Annotated in this window: 21 protein-coding genes; 11 read left to right on the top strand and 10 right to left on the bottom strand. The window is 63.1% G+C overall.

What is annotated here, in order from left to right:
* Positions 1-30: 30 nt before the first annotated feature.
* From GGD40_RS10045 to GGD40_RS10030, 4 genes are read right to left on the bottom strand one after another with little or no spacing between them, the layout of a single operon-like run.
* A complete protein-coding gene (locus GGD40_RS10045) occupies positions 31-795 on the bottom strand; it encodes a PqiC family protein (protein ID WP_179743554.1) in 765 nt (254 codons plus the stop codon).
* Positions 792-2,453, bottom strand: coding sequence for a PqiB family protein (locus tag GGD40_RS10040; RefSeq protein WP_035553355.1), 1,662 nt, complete (start codon positions 2,451-2,453; stop codon positions 792-794). Before GGD40_RS10040 ends, GGD40_RS10045 begins: the two co-directional genes overlap by 4 nt.
* A complete protein-coding gene (locus tag GGD40_RS10035; protein WP_035553353.1) occupies positions 2,446-3,096 on the bottom strand; it encodes a paraquat-inducible protein A in 651 nt (216 codons plus the stop codon). Before GGD40_RS10035 ends, GGD40_RS10040 begins: the two co-directional genes overlap by 8 nt.
* A 7-nt stretch (positions 3,097-3,103) precedes the next feature.
* The gene (locus GGD40_RS10030) at positions 3,104-3,895 is read right to left on the bottom strand and encodes a paraquat-inducible protein A (RefSeq protein ID WP_179743551.1); all 792 of its coding nucleotides are present in this window, start codon (positions 3,893-3,895) and stop codon (positions 3,104-3,106) included.
* 438 nt (positions 3,896-4,333) lie between these two features.
* Here GGD40_RS10030 and GGD40_RS10025 point away from each other — a divergent pair, with 438 nt between their 5' ends.
* The 4 genes from GGD40_RS10025 (at position 4,334) to GGD40_RS10010 (ending at position 7,673) form a co-directional block, all read left to right on the top strand.
* On the top strand, positions 4,334-4,894 hold the full coding sequence (locus GGD40_RS10025) for a cytochrome b (protein WP_179743550.1): 561 nt from the start codon (positions 4,334-4,336) through the stop codon (positions 4,892-4,894).
* 8 nt (positions 4,895-4,902) lie between these two features.
* On the top strand, positions 4,903-5,466 hold the full coding sequence (locus GGD40_RS10020; RefSeq protein ID WP_176060006.1) for a YceI family protein: 564 nt from the start codon (positions 4,903-4,905) through the stop codon (positions 5,464-5,466).
* Between the two features lie 60 nt (positions 5,467-5,526).
* Entirely contained in the window at positions 5,527-6,093 is a 567-nt protein-coding gene (locus GGD40_RS10015; protein WP_134962835.1) for a YceI family protein, read from the top strand.
* A 302-nt stretch (positions 6,094-6,395) separates the two neighbouring features.
* Complete coding sequence (locus GGD40_RS10010; protein WP_035562409.1) at positions 6,396-7,673, top strand: MFS transporter; 1,278 nt, start codon at positions 6,396-6,398, stop codon at positions 7,671-7,673.
* Positions 7,674-7,821: 148 nt separating this feature from the next.
* Here GGD40_RS10010 and secF read toward each other — a convergent pair whose 3' ends face one another.
* The 6 genes from secF to queA all read right to left on the bottom strand — a co-directional run bounded on the left by secF (position 7,822) and on the right by queA (position 15,695).
* Positions 7,822-8,772: a protein translocase subunit SecF gene (gene secF, locus GGD40_RS10005; RefSeq protein ID WP_179706857.1), complete on the bottom strand. Its 951-nt coding sequence runs from the start codon at positions 8,770-8,772 to the stop codon at positions 7,822-7,824.
* Positions 8,773-8,790: 18 nt separating this feature from the next.
* Positions 8,791-10,854: a protein translocase subunit SecD gene (secD, locus tag GGD40_RS10000; RefSeq protein WP_179743547.1), complete on the bottom strand. Its 2,064-nt coding sequence runs from the start codon at positions 10,852-10,854 to the stop codon at positions 8,791-8,793.
* Positions 10,855-10,969: 115 nt separating this feature from the next.
* On the bottom strand, positions 10,970-11,299 hold the full coding sequence (gene yajC / locus GGD40_RS09995) for a preprotein translocase subunit YajC (RefSeq protein ID WP_035562406.1): 330 nt from the start codon (positions 11,297-11,299) through the stop codon (positions 10,970-10,972).
* A gap of 269 nt (positions 11,300-11,568) precedes the next feature.
* On the bottom strand, positions 11,569-13,119 hold the full coding sequence (locus tag GGD40_RS09990; RefSeq protein ID WP_179706853.1) for a hypothetical protein: 1,551 nt from the start codon (positions 13,117-13,119) through the stop codon (positions 11,569-11,571).
* 203 nt (positions 13,120-13,322) lie between these two features.
* Positions 13,323-14,510, bottom strand: coding sequence for a tRNA guanosine(34) transglycosylase Tgt (gene tgt, locus GGD40_RS09985; RefSeq protein WP_179706851.1), 1,188 nt, complete (start codon positions 14,508-14,510; stop codon positions 13,323-13,325).
* A gap of 114 nt (positions 14,511-14,624) precedes the next feature.
* A complete protein-coding gene (queA, locus tag GGD40_RS09980) occupies positions 14,625-15,695 on the bottom strand; it encodes a tRNA preQ1(34) S-adenosylmethionine ribosyltransferase-isomerase QueA (RefSeq protein WP_179743545.1) in 1,071 nt (356 codons plus the stop codon).
* Positions 15,696-15,844: 149 nt separating this feature from the next.
* Between queA and recG the strand changes: the two genes are divergently transcribed.
* The 7 genes from recG (at position 15,845) to ubiA (ending at position 23,186) form a co-directional block, all read left to right on the top strand.
* Positions 15,845-18,319 (top strand): ATP-dependent DNA helicase RecG, encoded by a 2,475-nt coding sequence (gene recG / locus GGD40_RS09975; protein ID WP_179743543.1) that lies wholly within the window; start codon positions 15,845-15,847, stop codon positions 18,317-18,319.
* A gap of 150 nt (positions 18,320-18,469) precedes the next feature.
* Entirely contained in the window at positions 18,470-19,429 is a 960-nt protein-coding gene (locus tag GGD40_RS09970) for a LysR substrate-binding domain-containing protein (protein WP_179743541.1), read from the top strand.
* A gap of 139 nt (positions 19,430-19,568) precedes the next feature.
* On the top strand, positions 19,569-19,709 hold the full coding sequence (locus GGD40_RS09965) for a hypothetical protein (protein ID WP_179706845.1): 141 nt from the start codon (positions 19,569-19,571) through the stop codon (positions 19,707-19,709).
* Positions 19,710-19,786: 77 nt separating this feature from the next.
* Positions 19,787-21,241: a catalase gene (locus GGD40_RS09960; RefSeq protein WP_179743539.1), complete on the top strand. Its 1,455-nt coding sequence runs from the start codon at positions 19,787-19,789 to the stop codon at positions 21,239-21,241.
* 85 nt (positions 21,242-21,326) lie between these two features.
* Positions 21,327-21,500, top strand: coding sequence for a hypothetical protein (locus GGD40_RS09955; protein WP_179706840.1), 174 nt, complete (start codon positions 21,327-21,329; stop codon positions 21,498-21,500).
* Between the two features lie 162 nt (positions 21,501-21,662).
* On the top strand, positions 21,663-22,151 hold the full coding sequence (locus GGD40_RS09950; protein ID WP_035553319.1) for a Dps family protein: 489 nt from the start codon (positions 21,663-21,665) through the stop codon (positions 22,149-22,151).
* Between the two features lie 171 nt (positions 22,152-22,322).
* Positions 22,323-23,186, top strand: a complete 864-nt coding sequence (gene ubiA / locus GGD40_RS09945; RefSeq protein WP_179743537.1) for a 4-hydroxybenzoate octaprenyltransferase — start codon at positions 22,323-22,325, stop codon at positions 23,184-23,186.
* The last annotated feature ends 72 nt before the right edge of the window (positions 23,187-23,258 follow it).

Genomic DNA, 23,258 nt, shown 5'->3' with positions numbered 1-23,258 from the left:
AAGCGCCGCGCAGGCAAAAAGGCCCAACCATCACCCCCCAGCAGCAACAGTCCCCGGCTCAGAAGGACAACCCGGCACAACAACAGCGCCGACAGCGTTCTTACCAGCCCCAGCCCCAGTCCCACGACTCTGCGAAGCAGCAGCCCCAGCCCCAGAAGCCGCAACCATACTCCGCACAGCAGCAGCCACCTGCAAAGAAACCTGCATCAAGGCTTTCCGATGCCCATCAACCAGCGAGTCATAGCCCCCGCCAACGGGCTCACTAACAACACTCCGACAGGTCATCACCGCATTACTCCGCACGGCCCGCACACTCCAGACCGCGTCGATCAACGCATGCGACCCAGGCCAAGACTCGAACCGCTGCACATTCAAGCTAACCCGATAAACCGCAGCCGAATCCGACCTCGCCGTCCCATACACATCAATCGTATTGAGCTGCTGCGTAAGGCTAGTCGACAAAGCCCGCCGAATCTCATCCCCCGGCAGTGAAGCCCACCGCTCATCCTCAAGCACCTTCACCTGAGTCGGCCCGGTCTGCACGACTATCTGATTCTTGGCGACCTGCGGCGGCACATCAACCGGCGCGACCTCGATCAACCAGGCCGGCGCAGCCGAAGAAGTCCGCGCGCTAACCGCCGCAACGTCCCCCGCCGACCCATCCACCCCCAGCGTATAAAACCGGCTAGACGGCGACGAACACGCCGCCACCACCATCACACCGGCCAAAGCGCCGACGAAAACCGCACCGCGCACAAGCCCGCGCGTCGAGCGGGGGAGCCGGTCAAGCATCATGGTTTATCTCCTGTTTTACCGCGCAACAGCGACTCGGGATGACGCTCCAGATAATCCGACAGCGCATTCAGCGACTGCAACGTCCGCGTCAATTCCTGCAACGCCTGATGCACATCCGACTGCAACGGCGAATCCTGCTGCAACGTCGCCTCGGCCGTCCCAAACGTCTGCTTCGCCGCCGCCAACGTATCGCGCGCCTGCGGCACGACTTCCGTGTCGAGTCGCGTGAACAACTGATCGGCGTTCTTCAGCGCGCTGTTCAGGTTGTTGCCGATCTGATCGAACGGCACCTTATCGAGCTTCTTCGCGATATCGGCCACCTGCAGTTGCAACTCGTCGAGCGTGTTCGGAATCGTCGGCAGTTCGAGCGGATCGCTTGCCACGTCGACGGTTGCCGGCGCCGCCTTCGGGAAGATATCCAGCGCCACATACAACTGGCTCGTAATCAGATTGCCGGTGCGCAACTGGCCGCGCAAACCATGCTTGACCAACTGTTGCAGCAGCGTCTGACCGGCGAGCGTGCCCGGCGTCGGCGCGGTTTCGCGGAAGCGTTTGCCAAGGCGATCCGGGTACAAATTCATGGTCACCGGCATCGTGAAGCTACGCGTCTTCGGATCGTAGTCGATGTTGATGTTGGTCACCTGCCCCAGCACGATGCCGCGGAAATCGACCGGCGCGCCGACCGACAGCCCACGCAGCGACTGGTTGAAGTTCATCACCACCCGCAACGGCACGCCGTCCGGTTCACGCATCGCGTCCGCTTCGTCGGAGCCGAGGCGGAACGTCATGTTGTTCGGCGCCTGAGCCCCCACGCCCTGGCCCGGCGGCGACTGGAACGACAATCCACCGACGATCACCGTCGCCAGCGACTGCGTATTCAGCTTGAAGCCGCTGGAATCGAGCCGCAGGTCGACGCCGCTCGCATGCCACCAGCGCGAGTTGGTGCCGACGTACTGGTCGAACGGCGCGGACACGAACACCTGCATCGTCACGCCGGTGCCGTCCTTATCCAGCGAGAAGCCGACCACCTGGCCGACCTGCACGCGTCGATAGAAAATCGGCGAGCCGATGTCGATCGAGCCGAGCGAGTCGCCGTGCAGGATGAACTGGTGACCCTTCTGGTCGCCGGTGATCGGCGGCGGCGTTTCAAGACCGACGAAGCTCTTCTCGGCATCCGGCGAATGACCCGCATCCGCGCCGATATACGCGCCGGAAAGCAGCGTGGTCAGCCCCGACACCCCGCTCGCGCCAATTCGCGGCCGCACCACCCAGAAGCGCGAATCCTTGGCGGCGAAGTCTTCGCCTTCCTTGGTCAACTGCACCTGCACCAGCACGTGCGACAAATCCTTCGACAGCGTGATGGTCTTCACCGAGCCGACGTCGACGTCCTTGTACTTGACCTTGGTCTTGCCGGGCTCGAGGCCTTCGGCGCTGATGAAGCTGATCGTGATGGTCGGACCTTTCTCGGTCACCGACTTGATCACGAGCGCGATGCCGATCAGCGCGGCGATCAGCGGAATCACCCAGACGAGTGAAGGCAGCCAGCGGCTGCGCGGCTCGATGTCGGGATCCGGGAGTTGGGGCGGCAGCTTCGGTCCGTTCGAATCGTTGCGCGGCGCATCATCGGAAGCGGGCGTCGGTCCTTGCGGGCTAGTCATGATCGGGGTCCTGAGGTTTTTTAGTACGGCTTTCCACGTTGTCCCAGATGAGCCGTGGATCGAATTGCATCGATGCCAGCATGGTCAGAATCACCACCGAACCGAAAGCGATCGCGCCCGGTCCGGCCGTAATGACGGCAAGCGATTTGAAGCGCACCAGCGCCACGGTCAGCGTGACGACGAACACGTCGAGCATCGACCAGCGGCCGATCCGCTCGACCATCCGGTAGAGCACGGTGCGCTGCTCGGGCCGCCAGCGCGAACGGCGTTGCGCGGTGACGGTGAGCAGTACGAGCACGCTTAGCTTGAGCATCGGCACCATGATGCTGGCGATAAACACGATCACCGCGAGCGGCCAGTCACCCGACGTCCAGAAGTACACGACGCCGCTCATGATGGTGTCGTCTTCGGAACCGAGCAGCGAAGCGGTGTGCATGACCGGCAGCAGGTTCGCGGGAATATACAGCAGCGCGGCGGCGATCAACAGCGCCCATGTGCGCATCAGGCTGTCCGGGTTGCGCGAATGCAGGCGCGCGCCGCAGCGTCCGCAGTGCTGCGGCGTGACGGAGCGGATGCGCGGCTCGACCCGGCCGCATGCATGGCAACTCACCAGACCCGCGCGTTTTGCGGAGATGTATTTCATCGCGGGCTCATCCTTGACGCGGCTCAGGCGGCACGCCTGGCGGCAATCCGGCGCGTGCCGTGGGGTGATCCGCGGGGCGGTCCGCCGGGTGATCCGCGTCCCGTATCTCGGGCGGCGCGGGCGGGCCGGCCTGCGCATTGAGCTGGGCCGCGGCGCTATCGGCGGAAGTGCGCGGCAGCGGACGCTGGCTGCGATCGCCGAGTTCGTCGGCGAGGTCCCACAGAATGCGCGGATCGAACGTGACGACCACCGCGAACATCAGCGTCAGCACGCCGAACGCGAACAGCGCGGCTTCGGGAATCACGCGCGCGAGACTCACCATCTTCACGATCGTAATCAGCACGCCGAGCATGAACACTTCGATCATGCCCCACGGGCGCACGAACTGGATCGCGCGCAGCACCCGGTTGAAGCCGGCGGGCACATAGCCGGCGCGCAACGGGATCAGCACATAGAGCAGCGCAAGCAACTCGGTGAGCGGAAACAGAATGGTCGAGCAGAACACCATGACCGCGACGATCTGCATGTCCTCGCCCCACAGTGCCATCAGCGCGCCGAACAGCGTGGTCTGCGAGGTAATGCCGTTGGTTTCCAGTTCGACGATCGGGAAGCCCTGCGCGATCAGGAAGGTGATCAGCGCGGCCAGCGTCATCGCGCTGATTTTGTCGAGCTTGCGCGAGACGCCGCGATAGAGCGTCGCGCCGCAGCGCGGACAGCGCGCGGATGTGCGCCCCACAAGCCGTGGCTTGCGGAACAGCGTATCGCATTCATGGCACGCGATCAGATTGTCTTGTTCCATACGGCAGAGGGCTAACGGTGAAGGGGAGCGAGACTATGCCGGTTTTTTATGGCGAGGCTGACAAAATGGGTGCAGCAATAGTACCAAACGCGCTCCCGCGTCGCATCGGCCGTTGCGTGGGAGGCCGCCGGGCGGGCTTTGCAGTGGTGCCGGCAGCGGTTTATTCATGCAGTTTCATATTGATTTCGCATCCTTCTGACACTCTCCGTCCCTTATTGTTCAATACGGGGTGCATCTGCACCGGAAGCCCGGCGCCTTCGCCTGTTCATCGGCACTTCATAACCCGCAGCCAGCTTTTTGCGCTTGGGGTAGCATGCGGCCTTGGCGTACGCCGCAGCCGGTTCGTTCGGGCGGTGCGCGCCGATGCCATTCGCAGCGGCGCCGGGAACAACCGGGCGGGTTGCGCCGTTTACCTCTCTTAGCTTGCGTCGACCTGTCATGGCACTCAATCCTTCATTCGCTGGCCGGGAGTCGTACACGCGGACCGCCATCGCCTTTCACTGGCTGATCGCGCTGCTGATCGTGTGCGGCTTTGCGCTCGGCTGGGTGATGACCGACATTCCCGGCTTCACGCCCACCAAGCTGCGTTACTTCTCGTGGCACAAGTGGATCGGCGTGACGGTGTTCGCGCTCGCCTTGCTGCGCATCCTGTGGCGCGCCACGCACACCGCCCCGCCGATGCCGCGCCGCATGCCGGCCTGGCAGCGCGGCGCCGCGCATCTCGTGCATCTGCTGCTGTATGTGCTGATGATCGCGATTCCCGCCTCCGGCTATCTGTACAGCTCGGCCGCCAATGTGCCGGTGGTCTACCTCGGGCTGATCCCGCTGCCGCGTCTGATCGCGCCGGACCCGCATCTGAAGGAATTGCTGAAGACCGTCCATATCACGCTGAATTACACCTTGCTCGTGCTGGTCGCGCTGCACGTCGTGGCTGCGCTCAAGCATCAATGGCTGGACCGCGACGGTCTGTTGTCGCGCATGCTCCCTTTCCTCAAATAAGGATAAACATGAAGGTCTCGTTTTATCGCTACATGCTCGCCGCCTTCGCCGCGGCTTCGCTGACCGCGGCCGGCAGCGCGCTCGCTCAGGTCGACGTCGCGAAGAGCACGGTGACGGCCACCTCGAAGCAGATGAACGTGCCGGTGGAAGGCAAGTTCGGTAAATTCACCGCGCAGGTCAAGTTCGATCCGGCCAAACCGGCCGAGGGCAGCGCGCAGTTCACTATCGACGTGGGCAGCTACGATCTCGGCGACGAGAGCTACAACGACCAGGTCCGCGGCAAGGACTGGTTCGATGCGAAGACCTATCCGAGCGCCACGTTCGTCTCCAGCGCGATTGCGCCGGCCGGCGGCAACCAGTTCAAGGTGACCGGCAAGCTGACCATCAAGGGCAAATCGCAAACGGTCGTCGTGCCGGTTACGGTGACGCAGCAGGGCGGCCAGCAGGTGTTCGACGGCTTGCTGCCGATCAAGCGCTCACAGTTCGACATCGGCACCGGCGAGTGGAAGGATACGTCGGTCGTCGCCGATGACGTGGTCATCAAGTTTCATATCGTTGCGGCACGCAAGTGAGCTTCGCTTCGTGAAGTTCACGGCCTAACAAGAACCTGGGAGCATGAATTGAAAACATCTCTGTTGATCGCCGTCGGCGCGCTGGCTTCTGCTTTCTCGGTCGGTGCTTTCGCGGCCGATACCTATCAGCTCGATCCGACGCATACGTATCCGAGCTTCGAGGCCGATCACCTCGGCGGTCTGTCGGTGTGGCGCGGCAAGTTCACCAAGAGCTCGGGCACGGTCACGCTCGACCGCGCGGCGAAAACCGGCACGGTGGACGTGACGGTCGACCCCGCCTCGGTCGAAACCGGTAACACGAAGCTCGACGAGCATCTGAAAACGGACGCGTTCTTCGACGTCGCGAAGTATCCGGCGGTGACCTATAAAGGCACGGACATCAAGTTCGACGGCGACAAGCCGGTTCAGGTGATCGGTAGCCTGACGATGCACGGCGTCACCAAGCCGCTGAATCTGACGATCGATTCGTTCAAGTGCATGCAGCATCCGGTGCTCAAGCGCGAAGTGTGCGGCGTGGAAGCGAGTGCGCATTTCAACCGCGCCGATTACGGCATGGATTTCGGCACGAAGTACGGCTTCAATATGGATACGAAGCTGCATATCCAGTCCGAAGGCATCAAGCAGTAACCGGCGAGTCATTCGCCAGCAACCCGCAAGCAGTTCGCACTGGCGTCGCACCACGCCGCTGCGGCGCAGCAAAAAAACCGCTTCGTTCGCTTCGGCGACGCAGCGGTTTTTTATTGCCCGCGACGAACGCTGCAAGCCTTATGCGACGGGCATCGGGAAATTGCCGCTCGCTTCGGTTTATTTTTTCGGGTACATAGAGCGCTGGCACCGAATTGGTTGTGCGCGCATCCAGTCGGGCAAGTTCGGGCAAGATCGGAAATCAGGCCTACATTAATAATATTTCGCGCGAACTGGAGATCTGCATGAACGCAACGACAGCAGCAAGCCTCTCGGGGAGCCGGCAGAATTCGTGGCGCGCGGTGGTCGCGGCCTCGATCGGCAACGCATTGGAATGGTTCGACCTGGTGGTGTACGGTTTCTTCGCGGTGATCATCGCGAAGCTGTTTTTTCCGGCTGGTAACGACACGGTTTCGCTGCTGCTCACGCTCGGCACGTTCGGCGTGTCGTTCTTCATGCGGCCGCTCGGCGCGATCGTGATCGGCGCCTACGCCGACCGCGCGGGGCGCAAGGCGGCTCTAACGCTGTCGATCCTGTTGATGATGGGCGGCACGCTGATCATCGCGATTCTGCCGACCTACCAGAGCATTGGCCTGGCCGCGCCGGTGATCCTCGTGCTGGCGCGTCTGATGCAGGGTTTCTCGGCCGGCGGCGAGTTCGGCAGCGCGACGGCGTTTCTCGCGGAACACGTGCCGGGGCGGCGCGGGTTCTTCGCAAGCTGGCAGGTGGCGAGCCAGGGGCTCACCACGTTGCTGGCCGCGGGCTTCGGTGTGCTGCTGACCGGCAAGCTGTCGCCGGACCAGATGGCGTCGTGGGGATGGCGCGTGCCGTTCTTCTTCGGCCTGCTGATCGGGCCGGTGGCCTGGTACATCCGCACCAAGCTCGACGAAACGCCGGAGTTTCTCGCGGCCGAAACCACCACGACGCCGCTGCGCGACACCTTCGCTAATCAGAAGTTGCGGCTTCTCATTGCGATTGGCGTGGTGGTGCTCGGCACGGTGTCGACGTATCTGGTGCTGTTCATGCCGACGTTCGGTGTGAAGCAGTTGGGTCTTTCACCGTCGGTCGCGTTCTCGGCGATTGCATTGACCGGTCTCATCCAGATGGTGTTCTCGCCGATGGTCGGTCATCTGTCGGATCGGCATGGGCGCACCACGATCATGCTGACCTCGGCGCTGCTGCTGCTTATCCTGATCAATCCGGCGTTCGTGTATCTGGTCGCGCATCCGACGTTCGGCACGTTGATCGCGATGCAGGTCGTGTTCGGCTTTCTGATGACGGGTTACTTTGCCGCGCTGCCGGGTTTGCTGTCGGAGATGTTTCCGGTGCAGACGCGCACGACCGGTATGTCGCTCGCTTATAACGTCGCGGTGACGATCTTCGGCGGCTTTGGGCCGTTCATCATCGCGTGGCTGATCAACGTTACGGGGTCAAAGACGGCGCCTAGCTTCTACATGATTTTTGCCGCGGCGATTAGCCTGGTGGCTTTGATGGCGGCGCGTCGCAAGCTGGGTTTCCGCTAGAACGATAGGGCGCTGATTGCTTCCGCGTCTGCGTTGGCGGTTGCTCCGGGAAAGATAGCGCCGCACGCGCCCTCAGCGCGGTAAACGAAAAAGGCCGGTTCGCGAGAACCGGCTTTCTGTTTTGCACTTCGGCTTTACAACAGCCCGATCAAACTTGTGCACCCGCGTTCGGGTCGTTCGGATCGGTGCGGTCCTTCTTGTCCTTCACCAGGTCTTCGCGTTTCACGCCGAACCACATGGCGAGCGCCGCGGCGACGAACACCGACGAGTAGATACCGAACAGAATACCGACCGTCAGCGCGAGGGCGAAGTAGTGCAGCGTCGGACCGCCGAACAGGAACATGGACAGCACCATCATCTGCGTACAGCCGTGCGTGATGACGGTTCGCGACATCGTGCTCGTGATCGCGTGGTTGATCACTTCGATCACGGTCATCTTGCGTTCGCGGCGGAAGGTCTCGCGAATCCGATCGAAAATAACCACTGATTCGTTCACCGAGTAGCCGAGCACGGCGAGCACCGCCGCCAGCACCGACAGCGAGAACTCCCACTGGAAGAACGCGAAGAAGCCGAGAATGATGATCACGTCGTGCAAGTTCGCGATCACGCCGGCGATTGCGTACTTCCATTCAAAGCGGAACGACAGGTAGATCACGATGCCGACCACCACGCACGCGAGCGCGAGCAGGCCGTCGGTGGCGAGTTCCTTGCCGACCTGCGGACCGACGAACTCGACGCGCTGCAACTGCACTTCAGGCGTGTCGGTTTTCAGTGCGCCCATCACCTGATCGCTCTGTTGCGCGGACGTGAAGCCCTGCTTGAGCGGCAGACGGATCAGCACGTCGCGCGAGGTGCCGAAGTTCTGCACCTGAGCGTCGGCATAACCAAGCTTGGCCAGACTGGCGCGCACCGGTTCGAGCGGCGCGGCGCCCGGATACTGGACTTCGACGACCGTACCGCCGGTGAACTCCACCGACAGATGCAGCCCGCGATGCAGCAGGAAAAATACAGCGGCAACGAACGTCAGCAGCGAGATCGCGTTGAAAATCAACGCACGCTGCATGAACGGAACGTCTTTGCGAAAGCGGAAAAATTCCATGGTCTAGTTCTCCGGGACTCAGCGGGATGAACCCGGTTTCTGCGGCGTGTTCTGCGTCGCGTTCGAAGCGTCCGCATTGCGGCGGCGCACCGTCGGCTTGCCGGCCGCGCGTGCCTGGGCCACGGCCGCCTTGCCCTTGGGCTTGGCGGTCACGGCAGCGACGGCTTGCGCGGTGTCGGTGTCGGCGTCTTCGTTACCGAGGTAAGCGGCCGCGCCTGCGGGCGCCGACTCCGGACGCCACACCTGACCGATGGCCAGCGACTTCAGCTTCTTCTTGCCGCCGTACCAGAGGTTCACGAGACCGCGCGAGAAGAACACGGCCGAGAACATCGACGTCAAGATGCCGATACAGTGAACCATCGCAAAGCCGCGCACCGGGCCGGAGCCGAAGGCGAGCAGCGCGAGGCCGGCGATCAGCGTGGTGACGTTCGAGTCGAGAATCGTCGCCCAGGCGTGCGCGTAGCCGTTCTGGATAGCCAGTTGCGGCGGCGCGCCGTGGCGCAGTTCTTCACGCACGCGTTCGTTGATCAGCACGTTCGAGTCGATCGCCATACCGAGCGCGAGCGCGATAGCGGCGATGCCCGGCAAGGTGAGCGTGGCCTGCAGCATGGACAGCACCGCGATCAGCAGCAGCAGGTTGACCGACAGGCCGATCACCGAGATCACGCCGAACAGCATGTAGTACGCGACCATGAAGACGGCGATTGCCGCGAAGCCCCACACGACCGAGTGGAAGCCCTTCTTGATGTTGTCCGCGCCGAGGCTCGGGCCAATGGTGCGTTCTTCGATGATGTCCATCGGCGCGGCCAGCGAACCGGCGCGCAGCAGCAGCGCGAGGTCGGCGGCGCCTTGCGGCGTGGCCTGGCCGGTGATCTGGAAGCGGTCGCCCAGTTCCGACTGGATGGTCGCCACTGTCAGCACTTCGCCCTTGCCCTTTTCGAACAGCACCATGGCCATCGGCTTGCCGATGTTGTCGCGCGACACGCTACGCACCGCGCGGCCACCGGCCGAATCCAGACGGATGTTGACGGACGGACGCTGATGCTCGTCGAAGCCCGCCGACGCGTCGATAATCCGGTCGCCGGTGAAGATGATCTGCTTGCGCAGCAGCACCGGCGTCTGGTTGCCTTGCGTGAACAGCTCGTCGCCCGGCGGCACCGGATCGCCCGGTTGCGGGTGGGTGTTGACCGGATCGGCCAGACGCGCTTCGAGCGTAGCCGTACGGCCGATGATGTCTTTCGCCTTCGCCGTGTCCTGCACGCCCGGCAGTTCGACCACGATGCGGTCGGAGCCTTGCTGCTGGATCACCGGCTCGGCGACGCCGAGTTCGTTCACGCGGTTGTGCAGCGTGGTGATGTTCTGCTTGAGCGCGGCGTCCTGCACGGTCCGCTGCACGGCCGGCGTGAACGTACCGACCAGTTGCACGCTACCGTCGGTGCCGGTTTGCGTGGCCCACTGGAGTTCGCCGATACCGCGGCTCAGTTGCTTGAGCGCGGCGTCCGCCGTGGCCTGGTCGGCGAAATTGATCACCACCGTCTGGTTCACGCGGTTCACACCGCCGTCGCGGATGTTGTTGTCGCGCAGCAGTGTGCGTGCGTCGGAAGCGTCGGAGTCGAGCTTCTTGTTCAGCGCGCCGGCCATGTCGACTTGCAGCAGGAAGTGCACCCCGCCGCGCAGATCGAGACCGAGGTACATCGGCAGCGCGTGCAGCGCGGTCAGCCAGTGCGGCGACGCGCTCTGCAGATTCAGCGCGACGACGAATTGCGGGTCGGTCGGGTCGGCATTCAGCGACTTTTGCAACAGGTCCTTCACGCGCAGTTGCGTGTCGGTGTCCGGCAGACGCACGCGAATGTTCGCGTTGGTCGACGAGTTGTCGAACGTGACGTCGTCAGGCTTGATCTGATTCGCGGCGAGCGCGGCTTCGACAGCCGACAGCGTGGTCGAGTCGAGCTTGACCGTTGCCTTGCCGCTCGACACCTGCACCGCCGGCGCTTCGCCGAACAGGTTGGGCAGCGTGTACACGAGGCCGATGACCAGAGCCACCAGCATCACGGCGTATTTCCAGAGGGGGTAACGATTCATGAGTGGTCCAACGGGAAGGTTGGCTTGGAAGCGATGCGTCCGGCGATGAGCGCGGGCGATTCAGCGGTGTGCATGGATCGCCGGCGAGGCCGCGCCGGACGCGAGAGAGCAGGCCTTACAGCGACTTGATCGTGCCCTTCGGGAGAATCGTCGTTACCGACGCTTTTTGCACGGTGATTTCCGTGCCTTCCGAGATTTCGACGCCGACGTAAGCTTCACCCACCTTGGTCACCTTGCCGACGATGCCGCCGTTCGTCACCACTTCGTCGCCCTTGGCCATGGCCGAGAGCATGTTGCGGTGTTCTTTCTGGCGCTTCATTTGCGGGCGAATCATGATGAAGTACAGCACGCCGAACATCAGGATCAGCGGCAGGAAGCTCATCAGGTTCGATTCAATGCCACCTGTTGCTGTGCCTTGGGCGAAGGCATTGGAAATGAACGACACGTTGGTCTCTCCGTTATAAATCAAAACGATCAAAAAAATCAGCCGGTTATTCTACCATCCGCCTGACGTGGGTCGGCGCGGCGAATCGGCTTTGCGATCAAGCCGATACCGCGCATTACGCATAGTGCGTAATGCAATTGTAATGTGTTGGTCGGCGAATCCCGGCGCGCCGTTTTTGCGGGCGCGATCCGGGGCGAGGCGAAGGGTCGTGCAGGCTTGTCCGGCGGGCGTCTACAGCCTTATCCACCGGTTTGGGTACGCGCTGCGCCTCACTGCGCCGCGGGACAATCGCGGACGGTGGCGCGATCCGCGCCGCAGCGAATCGTCTGCAAAACCTGCGAATTGATGAAGTAATCGTCATGCGCGGGCAGCGGCGACTCGGCGAGACCGAGCCAGTGAGTGGCGTTCTTCACGTACACGTTGACGAATTTCACCGGCGTGGTCTGTCCGCCGTCCGGACCCGCGGCGTGTTGCTGATACCACTTCGGCACCGACCAGCTCAGGAGGTCGTTGGTGTCGCTGAACGCGATCATGTCGAGGGTTGGGCTCGCTGCGGGGGTCGTGGCGAGGGGCGTGTTGTCCCAGACCGCCACCGCGACGTTCTTCAGCAGACCGAGCCGGCAAGGGTCGTTGGTGCCGCAGGCGTCGACGGACGGCTGTGTCGCGCTCGCGATTTCCACGCTGCCCTTCATTCGGCTGAGGCCCAGGGTGCGAAGGCTTTCGACGGTCGGCGGCACGACCTGCGCCCGCTGGCCTTCTGGCTCGGACGACAGCGCGTCGATCGGCAGGTTGCCCAGGCCGAGAAACGCGAGCTGGTTCGCCATCATGTAGACGACCGGCGTGTTCTTCATCACGTTCGCGGTAAATTCCTGCGAATTCGGCGACTGGGTCGCGAAGAGATCCTGATCGACTCCCGGCGTGCGATAACCCATCAAGCCGAGCAAGGTGTCGTAGAGCAGACGGCTGCCGAGGCTATGCGTGACGAACAGATAGCGGGTCTTCAGGTCCTCGTCGCTCACTTGCCACCGGCACGGCCGGCCTGCCGCGGCAGCGGGATCGCTTGCGCTTTCCTGGCCGGTGAGCGTATGGCACAGCGCATCCGCCAGGCCGAGTTGCAAGACGCTGCGATATTGGCCCATGTAGAGGCCGGCATCGGCGAGACTGCGGTCGAGCACGTTTTCCTTCAGCAGGCGATTGAGCGGCAAGCGTGACGGCGGCTGGGCGGCCGGATCGGGTAGCCTCGACACGGCCTCGACGGCGCCGTTCGGTACGTCCGGGCCACATTCGACGATGCCGGCCTTAGTGAAATCGTCTTCGAGCTGGTTGTTCTTGACCCATTGGGTCAGCGGCGACCAGGTGATCTCGATCGCCTCGACGACCGCGCCGGTTTTGCCGTATCGGAAGTGCTGGGTGCGGATCGCGACGTAGGATTTTTTGTCGAACGGATGGGCCTTACCGCCCTTGCCCGGCAAGAATTCATCGCTGTAAATCGGGGGGTAAGTGCGGGGCTGGGCATCGATCGGCGTGAGGCCGATGCGAGCCGCATGTTCGACGCTGAGCCAGCCGCTGCTGCCCGCGCCACTGAGCGCGTAGCCTGGGCAGTGATCGCCGACGCCATGGATGAACACCAGTTTCACGTCCGTCACGCCCGGCGGCAGATAAGACGACAGCGGTTCGATCTTGCCCTGCGGTTCGCCCGGCGCGTCGACGGGGTTATAGACGCCGAAAGTCGGCGTACACGCTGCGAGCGCACAGGCCACGAGTAGCGGGAAAACCGCGCTGACGCGCGCGCGGGCAAACAGTCGACGGATCGTTTTCATCGTTGTCTCGCTGTTCTGCCGGACCGGTATCGGTCCGCTCTGGATTCGGCGTGAGTCCCCGTGCCGCGACGCGTGGGCGCGTCCTGATTCAGGCGGATTCTAGGCGACGGGGAGCCGAAAACAAAGGCGAGCAGCGCCCTGCGGGCACAGCGCGACAGCCGCTCTAGTCAAGGTGCATCGACCGAGCGGCCTGCGGCCTGCATTTACGGTAAATCGATGCCGCGTGCGCGATTTTCGTGGAAGCGTTGGCGGAAGGGCTCGAACATTTTCGCGTCGATCGCGTCGCGGATTTCCTGCATCAGTTCGAGGTAGTAGTGCAGGTTGTGGATCGTGTTCAACTGCGCACCGAGGATTTCCCCTACACGATGCAGATGGTGCAGGTAGCCGCGCGTGAAATTGCGGCAGGTGTAGCAGCCGCACTGCTCGTCGAGCGGGCGCAGCGAGTTCTTGTGCGCCGCGTTGCGGATCTTGACGTCGCCGAAACGGGTGAACAGCCAACCGTTGCGCGCGTTGCGGGTCGGCATCACGCAGTCGAACATGTCGACGCCGGCGGCGACGCCCGCCACCAGGTCTTCCGGCGTGCCGACGCCCATCAGGTAGTGCGGCTTGTCGGCCGGCAGCTTCGGGCCGATGTGGTTCAGCACGCGCATCATGTCTTCTTTCGGTTCGCCGACCGACAGGCCGCCGATCGCGAGACCGTGGAAGTCCTTCTCCGCGAGACCCGCCAGCGATTCGTCGCGCAGGTCCTCGAACATGCCGCCCTGAACGATGCCGAACAGCGCGTTCGGATTGTCGAGGCGCTTGAATTCGTCGATGGAGCGCTGGGCCCAGCGCATCGACATGCGCATCGAGTCGGCGGCTTCCTGGTGCGAGGTGGGCACGTTATTCGTGGCGTACGGCGTGCATTCGTCGAACTGCATGACGATGTCCGAGTTCAGCACTTTCTGGATCTGCATCGACACTTCCGGCGACAGGAAGAGCTTGTCGCCGTTGATCGGTGACGCGAACGTGACGCCATCTTCGGTGATCTTGCGCAGATCGCCGAGCGAAAACACTTGAAAACCGCCGGAGTCCGTCAGGATCGGCTTTTTCCAGCCCATGAAGCTGTGCAGGCCGCCGTGCGCTTCGATGGTTTCGAGACCCGGGCGCAGCCACAGATGAAACGTGTTGCCGAGGATGATCTGCGCGTGCATTTCCTCGAGTTCGCGCGGCTGGACCGCTTTCACTGTGCCGTAAGTGCCGACCGGCATGAAGATCGGCGTTTCGACCACGCCGTGATTCAGCGTGACGCGGCCGCGACGGGCCTGGCCGTCGGTACCGAGCAGTTCGAATTTGAGGCCGTTTTCCGGGCGCTCGAAGGTCGCGTCGTGCGACTGATGACCGTCGGTCATTGAGTGACTCCTGTGCTACCGGAGAACAGTCCGGCGCAAATAGATGAATGCCGCCGGAAGGATCGCGGCGGCGTGGGGAACGGCGAAAAACTTTTAAAACGACTTGAAGCGTGACTAAGCCGTGTCGGCCGTCGGGTCGCGGCGCGTCAGCAGCATCGCGTCGCCGTAACTGAAGAAGCGGTAACGCTGCTCGATCGCGTGACGATACGCCGCACGAATCGTCTCGACGCCCGCGAACGCCGATACCAGCATCAGCAACGTCGACTTCGGCAAATGGAAATTGGTCACCAGCCGGTCGACCACACGGAACTGATAACCCGGCGTGATGAAAATGTCGGTTTCCGTGCTGGCCGCGCCGAGCGGCCGGCCGGCGACATCGGCGTCGCGCGCGGCGGCTTCGAGTGCGCGCATCGAGGTCGTGCCCACTGCGATCACGCGGTTGCCGCGCGCGCGCGTTGCCGCGATCTTGTCGGCGAGCGATTGCGGCAGGTGATACCACTCGCTATGCATCTTGTGCTCGGCGAGATTCTCGACCCGCACCGGCTGGAACGTACCGGCGCCAACGTGCAGCGTCAGCGTGGCGCGTTCCACGCCACGGGCGTCGAGGCGCGCGAGCAGCGCGTCGTCGAAATGCAGGCCGGCGGTAGGCGCCGCGACCGCGCCGGGGTTCTGCGCGAACACGGTTTGATAGCGGGTTTCGTCTGTCGAATCGGGGTCGTGCTCGATGTACGGCGGCAGCGGCAGGCGGCCGAACTGCTCGATCAGCATCAGGCAGTCGTCCGGGAAATGCAGCGTGTAGAACGGCTCGACGCGTTCACCGAGAGTGACGTCGAATGCGTCGGCGAGACGGATCGTGGTGCCCGGTTGCGGGCTCTTGCTCGCGCGAATCTGCGCGAGCGCCGTGCGCTCGCCGGTGAGGCGTTCCACCAGCACTTCCACCTTGCCGCCACTGGCCTTCTGGCCGAGGAAACGCGCCTTCAGCACTTTGGTATCGTTGAAGACCAGCAGGTCGCCCGGCGCGATGCACTCGGGCAATTCGGCGAAGCCACGGTCGGTGAGACGCGCGCTGTCGGCGTGGGCCGTGTTGTCCACTTCGAGCAGACGGCTGGCGCTGCGTTCGGGCAGCGCGACTTGCGCGATCAACTCGGGCGGCAGATCGAAATCGAAATCGGAAAGCGTAAACATGCGAACGACTGGAAGCGAATTGAGACTGAATTGAGCCGAAGCCGGAGCCGGGCGGCTATGATTGCGGGACGCCAGAGCGGCCCGCGAGCCCGCGCGCTGTATGGCGGCGCTACCCTTTGACAGCCGATATTGTACTTGCGAAGCAGCCCATGCCTTTGTCCGACCGCCGATTGCCCCAAACCACCGACGAAGCGAGCGCCGAGCCCAGGCGCCGCGTGTCGCGCGGCAAGGCGGTAGCGGAGACGGGTGAGGGTGGCGCGGGCGTGGTGCTGGATAGTGAGAAAGCTGCGCCTGAAGGCGACACGGCTGGCGCGAGACCCGTTGCCGGCAAATCGGGCGGCAAGCTCGGCGCCGGGGTCGGTGACAACGCTGACAAATCAGCCGGCAAGCTCGGCCCCCAAGCCACTGACAAACCAGACAACGAGCTCAAGTCCCCGCTAGCCGACGAACCAGACTCGATATTCGGCGATCGACCCGCCGGCAAATCCGCGGCGAAGGTCCCGACAAAGTCTGCGAGCAAACCGGCGGGTAAACCGGTCGGCAAATCCACCCCCAAGCCCGCCGAAAAAACCGCCGACAAGCTCGCCAAACTCGGCCTCACCCGCGACATCGACCTCGTGCTGCATCTGCCGATGCGCTACGAGGACGAAACCCAACTGACGCCGATCGGCCACCTGCTACCCGGCGGCATCTCGCAAACCGAAGGCGTGGTGTTCGACAACGAGATCGCCTATCGCCCGCGTCGTCAGTTGCTGGTGAAACTGCACGACGATCACGGCGACGAACTCGTGCTGCGCTTCCTGAATTTCTACGGCTCGCAGGTCAAGCAGATGGCGATCGGCGCGCGCTTGCGAGTGCGCGGCGACGTGCGCGGCGGTTTCTTCGGCATGGAGATGGTGCATCCGGCGGTGCGCGTGGTCGACGAAGACACGCCGCTGCCGCAAGCGCTGACGCCCGTCTACCCGAGCACCGCGGGCGTGACGCAAGCCTATCTGCGCAAATCGATCGACAACGCGTTGTCGCGTACCGCGCTGCCCGAATTGCTGCCCGAGCCGATCGCGCGCACGTACATGCAGCCGCTCGGCGTGCCGACGCTGATGGACGCGGTGCGCACGCTGCATCATCCGGGCGTGCAGTCGGACGAGACCGCGCTGATCGACGGCACGCATCCGGCGTGGGTGCGCATCAAGTTCGAAGAGTTGCTCGCGCAGCAGATGTCGCTCAAGCGCGCGCACGACGAGCGTCGCACGCGCGCCGCGCCGGCCATGTCGCGCCGCAAGCTCGGCGACGAGTCCGCGCTGGTGGCGCGTTTGCTAAAGGCGCTGCCGTTTTCGCTGACGGCCGCGCAGGAACGCGTAGGCGGCGAGATCGCGCTCGATCTGACGCAGCCTCATCCAATGCAGCGGCTGTTGCAGGGCGACGTCGGCAGCGGCAAGACGATCGTCGCCGCGTTGGCTGCCGCGCAGGCAATCGACGCGGGCTACCAGGCCGCGCTGATGGCGCCGACCGAAATCCTTGCCGAGCAGCACGCGCGTAAATTGCGCGGCTGGCTGGAGCCGCTCGGCGTGAGCGTCGCGTGGCTCGCGGGCAGTTTGAAGACGAAAGAAAAGCGCGCCGCGATCGAAGCCGCCGCGCTCGGTACCGCGCAACTCGTGATCGGCACGCACGCGATCATTCAGGACGCGGTCGAATTCGCGCGCCTCGGGCTCGTGATCGTCGACGAACAGCACCGCTTCGGCGTGGCGCAACGGCTGGCGTTGCGTGCCAAGGCGCAGAAAGCCGCCGACGGCGCACGCGATTTCCAGCCGCATCAACTGATGATGTCCGCGACGCCGATTCCGCGCACGCTCGCCATGACGTACTACGCCGACCTCGACGTGTCGACCATCGACGAATTGCCGCCTGGGCGCACGCCGATCCTGACCAAGCTGGTGTCCGACGCACGCCGCGAAGAAGTGATCGGCCGGGTGCGCGAGGCGGCGTTGACGGGGCGTCAGGTGTATTGGGTGTGTCCGCTGATCGAGGAAAGCGAGACGCTGCAGTTGCAGACCGCCGTGGAAACCTACGAAACGCTGATCGCCGCGTTGCCCGAGCTGAAGGTCGGCCTCGTGCATGGACGGTTGGCGCCGGGTGAGAAAGCGGCGGTGATGGACGAGTTCACGCGCAACGAAGTGCAGTTGCTGGTTGCGACGACAGTGATCGAAGTGGGCGTCGACGTGCCGAATGCGTCGTTGATGGTGATCGAGCACGCGGAGCGGTTTGGTCTCGCGCAATTGCACCAGTTGCGCGGACGAGTCGGGCGCGGCAGCGCGGCGTCGGTTTGCGTGCTGCTTTATACCGGACCCTTGTCGATGACAGCACGCGCCCGCCTGCAGACCATGCGCGAAACGACCGACGGCTTCGAAATCGCTCGACGCGATCTTGAGATTCGCGGGCCGGGAGAGTTTTTAGGTGCGCGGCAATCGGGCGCGGCGATGCTGCGATTCGCGGACCTCGAGAACGATCAGTGGCTCATCGAGCCCGCTCGCGAAGCGGCGGCCGAGCTGCTCGAAAAGTACCCGGACGTGGTGATCCAACACCTGGCCCGTTGGCTCGGCGCGCGGGAGCAGTACCTGAAAGCGTGACGCTGCCCGAACTCGGTATTGGCTATCGGCGCAGGTGGGCGCAGGTAGTCATGGAGCCGTCGCGGGCGGCACCCCAAAGAGGTTGGCGAACCGACCCCATAGGGTGTATAACTAGAACCTATCGAACTCACTGCACTGATTGGTCCCCTAATGACGCTAACCGAATTGAAATACATCGTCGCGGTGGCCCGCGAGCGGCACTTCGGCCGGGCCGCCGAGGCATGTTTCGTTAGCCAGCCGACCTTGTCGGTGGCCATCAAGAAGCTCGAAGACGAACTCAACGTCCAGATCTTCGAGCGCGGCACCAGCGAAGTCAGCGTCACGCCGATCGGCGAACAGATCGTCACGCAAGCTCAGCGTGTTCTCGAGCAAACCCTCGCCATCAAGGAAATCGCCAAGCAGGGCAAGGACCCGCTGGTCGGGCCGTTGCGCCTCGGCGTGATCTATACGATCGGACCGTATCTTCTGCCCACGCTGGTCAAGCAGATGATCAAGCGCGTCCCGCAGATGCCGCTAATGCTGCAGGAAAATTACACGCTCAAGCTGATCGAACTGCTCAAGCAAGGCGAAATCGACGTCGCGATCATGGCGCTGCCGTTCCCGGAAACCGGCCTGATGCTGCGCCCGCTGTACGACGAGCCGTTTGTCGTCGCGCTGCCGTCCGGCCATGCGTGGGAAAACCGCGCGAAAATCGACGCCGACGATCTGAAGCAGGAAACCATGCTGCTGCTCGGCAGCGGTCACTGCTTCCGCGATCACGTGCTGGGCGTCTGCCCGGAGCTGATGCGTTTCTCGCAGAACGCGGACGGCATCCAGAAGACTTTCGAGGGCTCCTCGCTGGAGACCATCCGTCACATGGTGGCGAGCGGCGTCGGCATTACCGTGCTGCCGCGTATGTCGGTGCATGAGGTCAAGCCGCATGCCGGCGGTATCGACGCGGGCCTGCTCAGCTACGTCGCGTTCGGCGAGCCCGTGCCGGATCGCCGCGTCGTGCTGGCGTGGCGCAAGAGCTTCACGCGCATGCCCGCTATCGACGCCGTTTGCGACGCGATCAACGCCTGCGACCTGCCGGGCGTCAAGAAGCTGGAATTGCCCGTCGCCGTGAACTAAGCGGACGGCGCGAAGCGTCAGGGCGGCGATCGCCGCCCTCCCTATCGAATAGATAAAATTAATTAAACACGTTAATTCGATAGCATTGTTATAGTTTCCTCCATGGATCGCCCGATCCCATAAGACACCGGAGGAAAGCATGTCGCCATCGAACCCGCAGCAAGACCCGACTCACAACGCTCAATCGGCTGACGCCGCTGTCAGCCGCTTTGCCGCGTCCGTGCAAAGCATTCGAACCGTTGCGTTTTCCCTGCTGGTCGATCGCGCGCTGTCCGCCTGACGCATCGGTTTTCCGGCATCCGTGTGCCGCGCCTCTCCCCCAATTCAGTTTCGATAAAAGCTCATCAGGAGTCACGCATGTCCGAACGTAAGCTCACCAACGCCGCCGGCGCCCCCATTGCCGACAACCAGAATTCGATGACCGCCGGCGCGCGCGGTCCGGTCGTGCTGCAAGACGTCTGGCTGCTCGAAAAGCTCGCTCACTTCGATCGCGAAGTGATCCCTGAGCGCCGCGTTCATGCCAAAGGTTCGGGCGCATTCGGCACGCTGAAAGTGACGCACGACATTTCCCGCTTTACGAAGGCCAAAGTGTTCGCCGAAATCGGCAAGGACACGCCGCTGTTCATGCGCTTTTCGACGGTGGCCGGCGAACGCGGCGCAGCCGACGCGGAACGCGACGTGCGCGGTTTCTCGATCAAGTTCTACACGGAAGAAGGTAACTGGGACGTGGTCGGCAACAACACGCCAGTGTTCTTCATCCGCGATCCGCTGAAGTTTCCGGACTTTATCCACACGCAGAAGCGCGATCCGTACACCAACATGCGCAGCAACGTCGCCGCTTGGGATTTTTGGTCGCGTCATCCGGAGTCGTTGCATCAGGTGACGATTCTGATGAGCGACCGTGGTATTCCGCAAAACTTCCGGACCATGCACGGTTTCGGTTCGCACACGTACTCGTTTATCAACGCGAACAACGAGCGCTTCTGGGTGAAGTTCCACTTCAAGTCGCAGCAAGGCGTTGAAAATTTCACCGATGCCGAAGCCGCGCAAGTGGTCGCGCAAGATCGTGAAAGCGCGCAACGCGATCTGATCGGCAACATCGACGCGGGCAACTTCCCGACGTGGCGTTTCGCGATTCAGGTAATGCCGGAAGCGGAAGCCGCCACGTACCGCTTCAATCCGTTCGACGTCACGAAGGTGTGGTCGCAGAAGGACTATCCGCTGATCGACGTCGGCACGATCGAGTTGAACCGCAACGCGGCCAACTATTTCGCGGACGTGGAGCAGGCCGCGTTCACGCCGGCTAACGTGGTGCCGGGCATCGGCTTCTCGCCGGACCGTCTGTTGCAGGGCCGCTTGTTCTCGTACGGCGACACGCAGCGTTATCGCCTCGGGATCAATCACCATCAGATTCCGGTGAATGCGTCGCGCGTACCGAGCCCGCATTCGTTTCATCGCGACGGCGCGATGCGTACAGACGGCAACCTCGGCGGCAACGTGAATTACGAGCCGAATCGTTTCGGCGACTTCGCTCAGGACACGAATGCGGCGGAGCCGCCGCTCGCGGCCGGCGCGGTGGATCGCTACGATCATCGTCAGGACGGCGACTACTACACGCAGCCGGGCATGCTGTTTGCGCTGTTCGACGCGGCGCAGCGTCAGCGTCTGTTCGGCAACATCGCGCGTCATATCGACGGCGTGCCGCAGGAGATCGTCGCGCGTCAGATCGAGCATTTCCGTCAAGCCGATCCGGCTTACGCGGAAGGCGTGATCGCCGCAATGGCGGACCTCGCGGAAAGCCGTAAGAAGTAACTGGGCAAGCCAGTTGAAGTGATGCAGCAGCGGCGGGGCGCATGGGCGCCTCGCCGGTAACGATACGAATCGACGGAGCACGATCATGATCCAGATGATGATGGCCACTCTCGGTGGCTCGCCCGCCGCGCGCGGCGCGCACCAGCAACAGGCCGTGCAACAGGCAGCGATGCTGCGGCGGGCGCTGGGTTTCGCGATCGTCTCGAGCGGCCTCGCGGTGATCGTCGTGCAAGCGCTGCAACACGCGCTCGGCGGTTGATCGCGGCGCGGCCGTTGGTGCGGCAGGCGACCACGCGTCACACGAACGCAGTAGTTTTCCAGGCTAAACTGTCGGGCGTTCGAAGTGCCGGGTTTGCCGGGTTTGCAACCAGCAGATCGTCACTATGCCGACCGGTTCGTATCACTCTTCAAAGGAGTCATCATGGCCAAGAAAGAAGCCGTACAGCACGTCAATATCGGAATCACCGACAAGGATCGCAAGAAGATCGCCGAAGGTTTGTCGCGTTTGCTCGCCGACACCTACACGCTCTATCTGAAGACTCACAACTTCCATTGGAACGTGACGGGTCCGATGTTCAACACGCTGCACCTGATGTTCGAAACGCAGTACAACGAGCTCGCGCTGGCGGTCGATTCGATCGCTGAACGGATCCGTGCGCTGGGCGTGCATGCGCCGGGCAGCTACAAGGAATTCGCGAAGCTGTCGTCGATTCCGGAAGCGGACGGCGTGCCGGCCGCGGAAGAAATGATCCGCCAGTTGGTGGAAGGCCAGGAAGCCGTGGTGCGCACCGCGCGCGCGATTTTCCCGTCGACGGAAGCCGCGAACGACGAGCCGACCGCTGACCTGTTGACGCAACGCATGCAAACGCACGAAAAGACCGCGTGGATGCTGCGTTCGATGCTGGCGTAAGCGTTGTCGTTGAGCTTGAATAAAAACAAAGCCTCCCTGTGGGAGGCCTTGTTTTTTGCGGTGCTGGTTTTCACTTCAGTTTCATACAGCGGCCTGGCCCACCTGGCAGCGGCCCGCGTTCCGCATCCCGTAAAATAGCGGCACCGTTCTCGCCCTTCACCGAATCCACCCATGTTCGCCCGACTCCCCCTGTTTCTGCGCCTCGTCCGGATGGACAAGCCGATCGGCACGGTGCTGCTGCTGTGGCCGACGCTCAACGCGTTGTGGATCGCTTCGGACGGCCATCCGACGTGGCCTCTGCTGGTGATCTTCTGCGTCGGCACGGTGCTGATGCGTTCGGCCGGCTGCGCGATCAACGACTATGCGGACCGCGATTTCGATCGTCATGTAAAGCGCACCGAGAATCGTCCGGTCACGTCGGGCAAGATAAAAGCATGGGAAGCGGTGGCCGTAGCGGCCGGGTTGTCGCTGATCGCATTTCTGCTGATTCTGCCGCTCAACACGCTGACTAAAGAGCTTTCCGTGGCGGCGTTGTTCGTCGCCGGTTCGTATCCGTTCACCAAGCGTTTCCTCGCGATTCCGCAGGCGTATCTCGGCATCGCGTTCGGCTTCGGTATTCCGATGGCGTTCGCCGCCGTGCAGGGCCACGTGCCGATGCTCGCGTGGGTCATGCTGCTCGCCAACGTGTTCTGGTCGGTCGCGTACGACACCGAATACGCCATGGTCGATCGAGACGACGACATCAAGATCGGCATTCGCACTTCGGCGCTGACGTTCGGCCGTTTCGACGTGGTGGCGGTCATGCTGTGCTACGCGGCGACGCTGGGGATTTACGTCGGCATCGGCGTGCAACTGGGTTTCGGCTGGCTGTACTGGCTGGGATGGGCGGCGGCCGTGGGTTGCGCGATCTATCACTACACGCTGATCCGCAATCGTGAACGGATGGCGTGCTTCGCGGCTTTCAGGCACAACAACTGGCTGGGCGGTGTGTTGTTTGTGGGCATTGCCGCGCACTATGCGGTGGCTTCGCTGTAGTTGCTCGACGCGGGCGTTGCACCCGCGTTTCTGGTCTGGCGGCGTCTACGCCGCAGCGGCTCAAACCAGCTC

It is taken from the genome of Paraburkholderia bryophila (assembly GCF_013409255.1).
Lineage (GTDB): Bacteria > Pseudomonadota > Gammaproteobacteria > Burkholderiales > Burkholderiaceae > Paraburkholderia.
Note: the sequence above shows the minus strand (reverse complement) of the source record. Positions and strands in the feature narration are given on the sequence as shown.

What these genes read in the sequence shown, in the direction of transcription:
- GGD40_RS10045 (WP_179743554.1), bottom strand. Translation starts at nt 795, where the DNA reads ATGATGCTTGACCGGCTCCCCCGCTCGACGCGCGGGCTTGTGCGCGGT.
- GGD40_RS10040 (WP_035553355.1), bottom strand. Translation starts at nt 2,453, where the DNA reads ATGACTAGCCCGCAAGGACCGACGCCCGCTTCCGATGATGCGCCGCGC.
- GGD40_RS10035 (WP_035553353.1), bottom strand. Translation starts at nt 3,096, where the DNA reads ATGAAATACATCTCCGCAAAACGCGCGGGTCTGGTGAGTTGCCATGCA.
- GGD40_RS10030 (WP_179743551.1), bottom strand. Translation starts at nt 3,895, where the DNA reads ATGGAACAAGACAATCTGATCGCGTGCCATGAATGCGATACGCTGTTC.
- GGD40_RS10025 (WP_179743550.1), top strand. Translation starts at nt 4,334, where the DNA reads ATGGCACTCAATCCTTCATTCGCTGGCCGGGAGTCGTACACGCGGACC.
- GGD40_RS10020 (WP_176060006.1), top strand. Translation starts at nt 4,903, where the DNA reads ATGAAGGTCTCGTTTTATCGCTACATGCTCGCCGCCTTCGCCGCGGCT.
- GGD40_RS10010 (WP_035562409.1), top strand. Translation starts at nt 6,396, where the DNA reads ATGAACGCAACGACAGCAGCAAGCCTCTCGGGGAGCCGGCAGAATTCG.
- secF (WP_179706857.1), bottom strand. Translation starts at nt 8,772, where the DNA reads ATGGAATTTTTCCGCTTTCGCAAAGACGTTCCGTTCATGCAGCGTGCG.
- secD (WP_179743547.1), bottom strand. Translation starts at nt 10,854, where the DNA reads ATGAATCGTTACCCCCTCTGGAAATACGCCGTGATGCTGGTGGCTCTG.
- GGD40_RS09990 (WP_179706853.1), bottom strand. Translation starts at nt 13,119, where the DNA reads ATGAAAACGATCCGTCGACTGTTTGCCCGCGCGCGCGTCAGCGCGGTT.
- tgt (WP_179706851.1), bottom strand. Translation starts at nt 14,510, where the DNA reads ATGACCGACGGTCATCAGTCGCACGACGCGACCTTCGAGCGCCCGGAA.
- queA (WP_179743545.1), bottom strand. Translation starts at nt 15,695, where the DNA reads ATGTTTACGCTTTCCGATTTCGATTTCGATCTGCCGCCCGAGTTGATC.
- recG (WP_179743543.1), top strand. Translation starts at nt 15,845, where the DNA reads ATGCCTTTGTCCGACCGCCGATTGCCCCAAACCACCGACGAAGCGAGC.
- GGD40_RS09970 (WP_179743541.1), top strand. Translation starts at nt 18,470, where the DNA reads ATGACGCTAACCGAATTGAAATACATCGTCGCGGTGGCCCGCGAGCGG.
- GGD40_RS09965 (WP_179706845.1), top strand. Translation starts at nt 19,569, where the DNA reads ATGTCGCCATCGAACCCGCAGCAAGACCCGACTCACAACGCTCAATCG.
- GGD40_RS09960 (WP_179743539.1), top strand. Translation starts at nt 19,787, where the DNA reads ATGTCCGAACGTAAGCTCACCAACGCCGCCGGCGCCCCCATTGCCGAC.
- GGD40_RS09955 (WP_179706840.1), top strand. Translation starts at nt 21,327, where the DNA reads ATGATCCAGATGATGATGGCCACTCTCGGTGGCTCGCCCGCCGCGCGC.
- GGD40_RS09950 (WP_035553319.1), top strand. Translation starts at nt 21,663, where the DNA reads ATGGCCAAGAAAGAAGCCGTACAGCACGTCAATATCGGAATCACCGAC.
- ubiA (WP_179743537.1), top strand. Translation starts at nt 22,323, where the DNA reads ATGTTCGCCCGACTCCCCCTGTTTCTGCGCCTCGTCCGGATGGACAAG.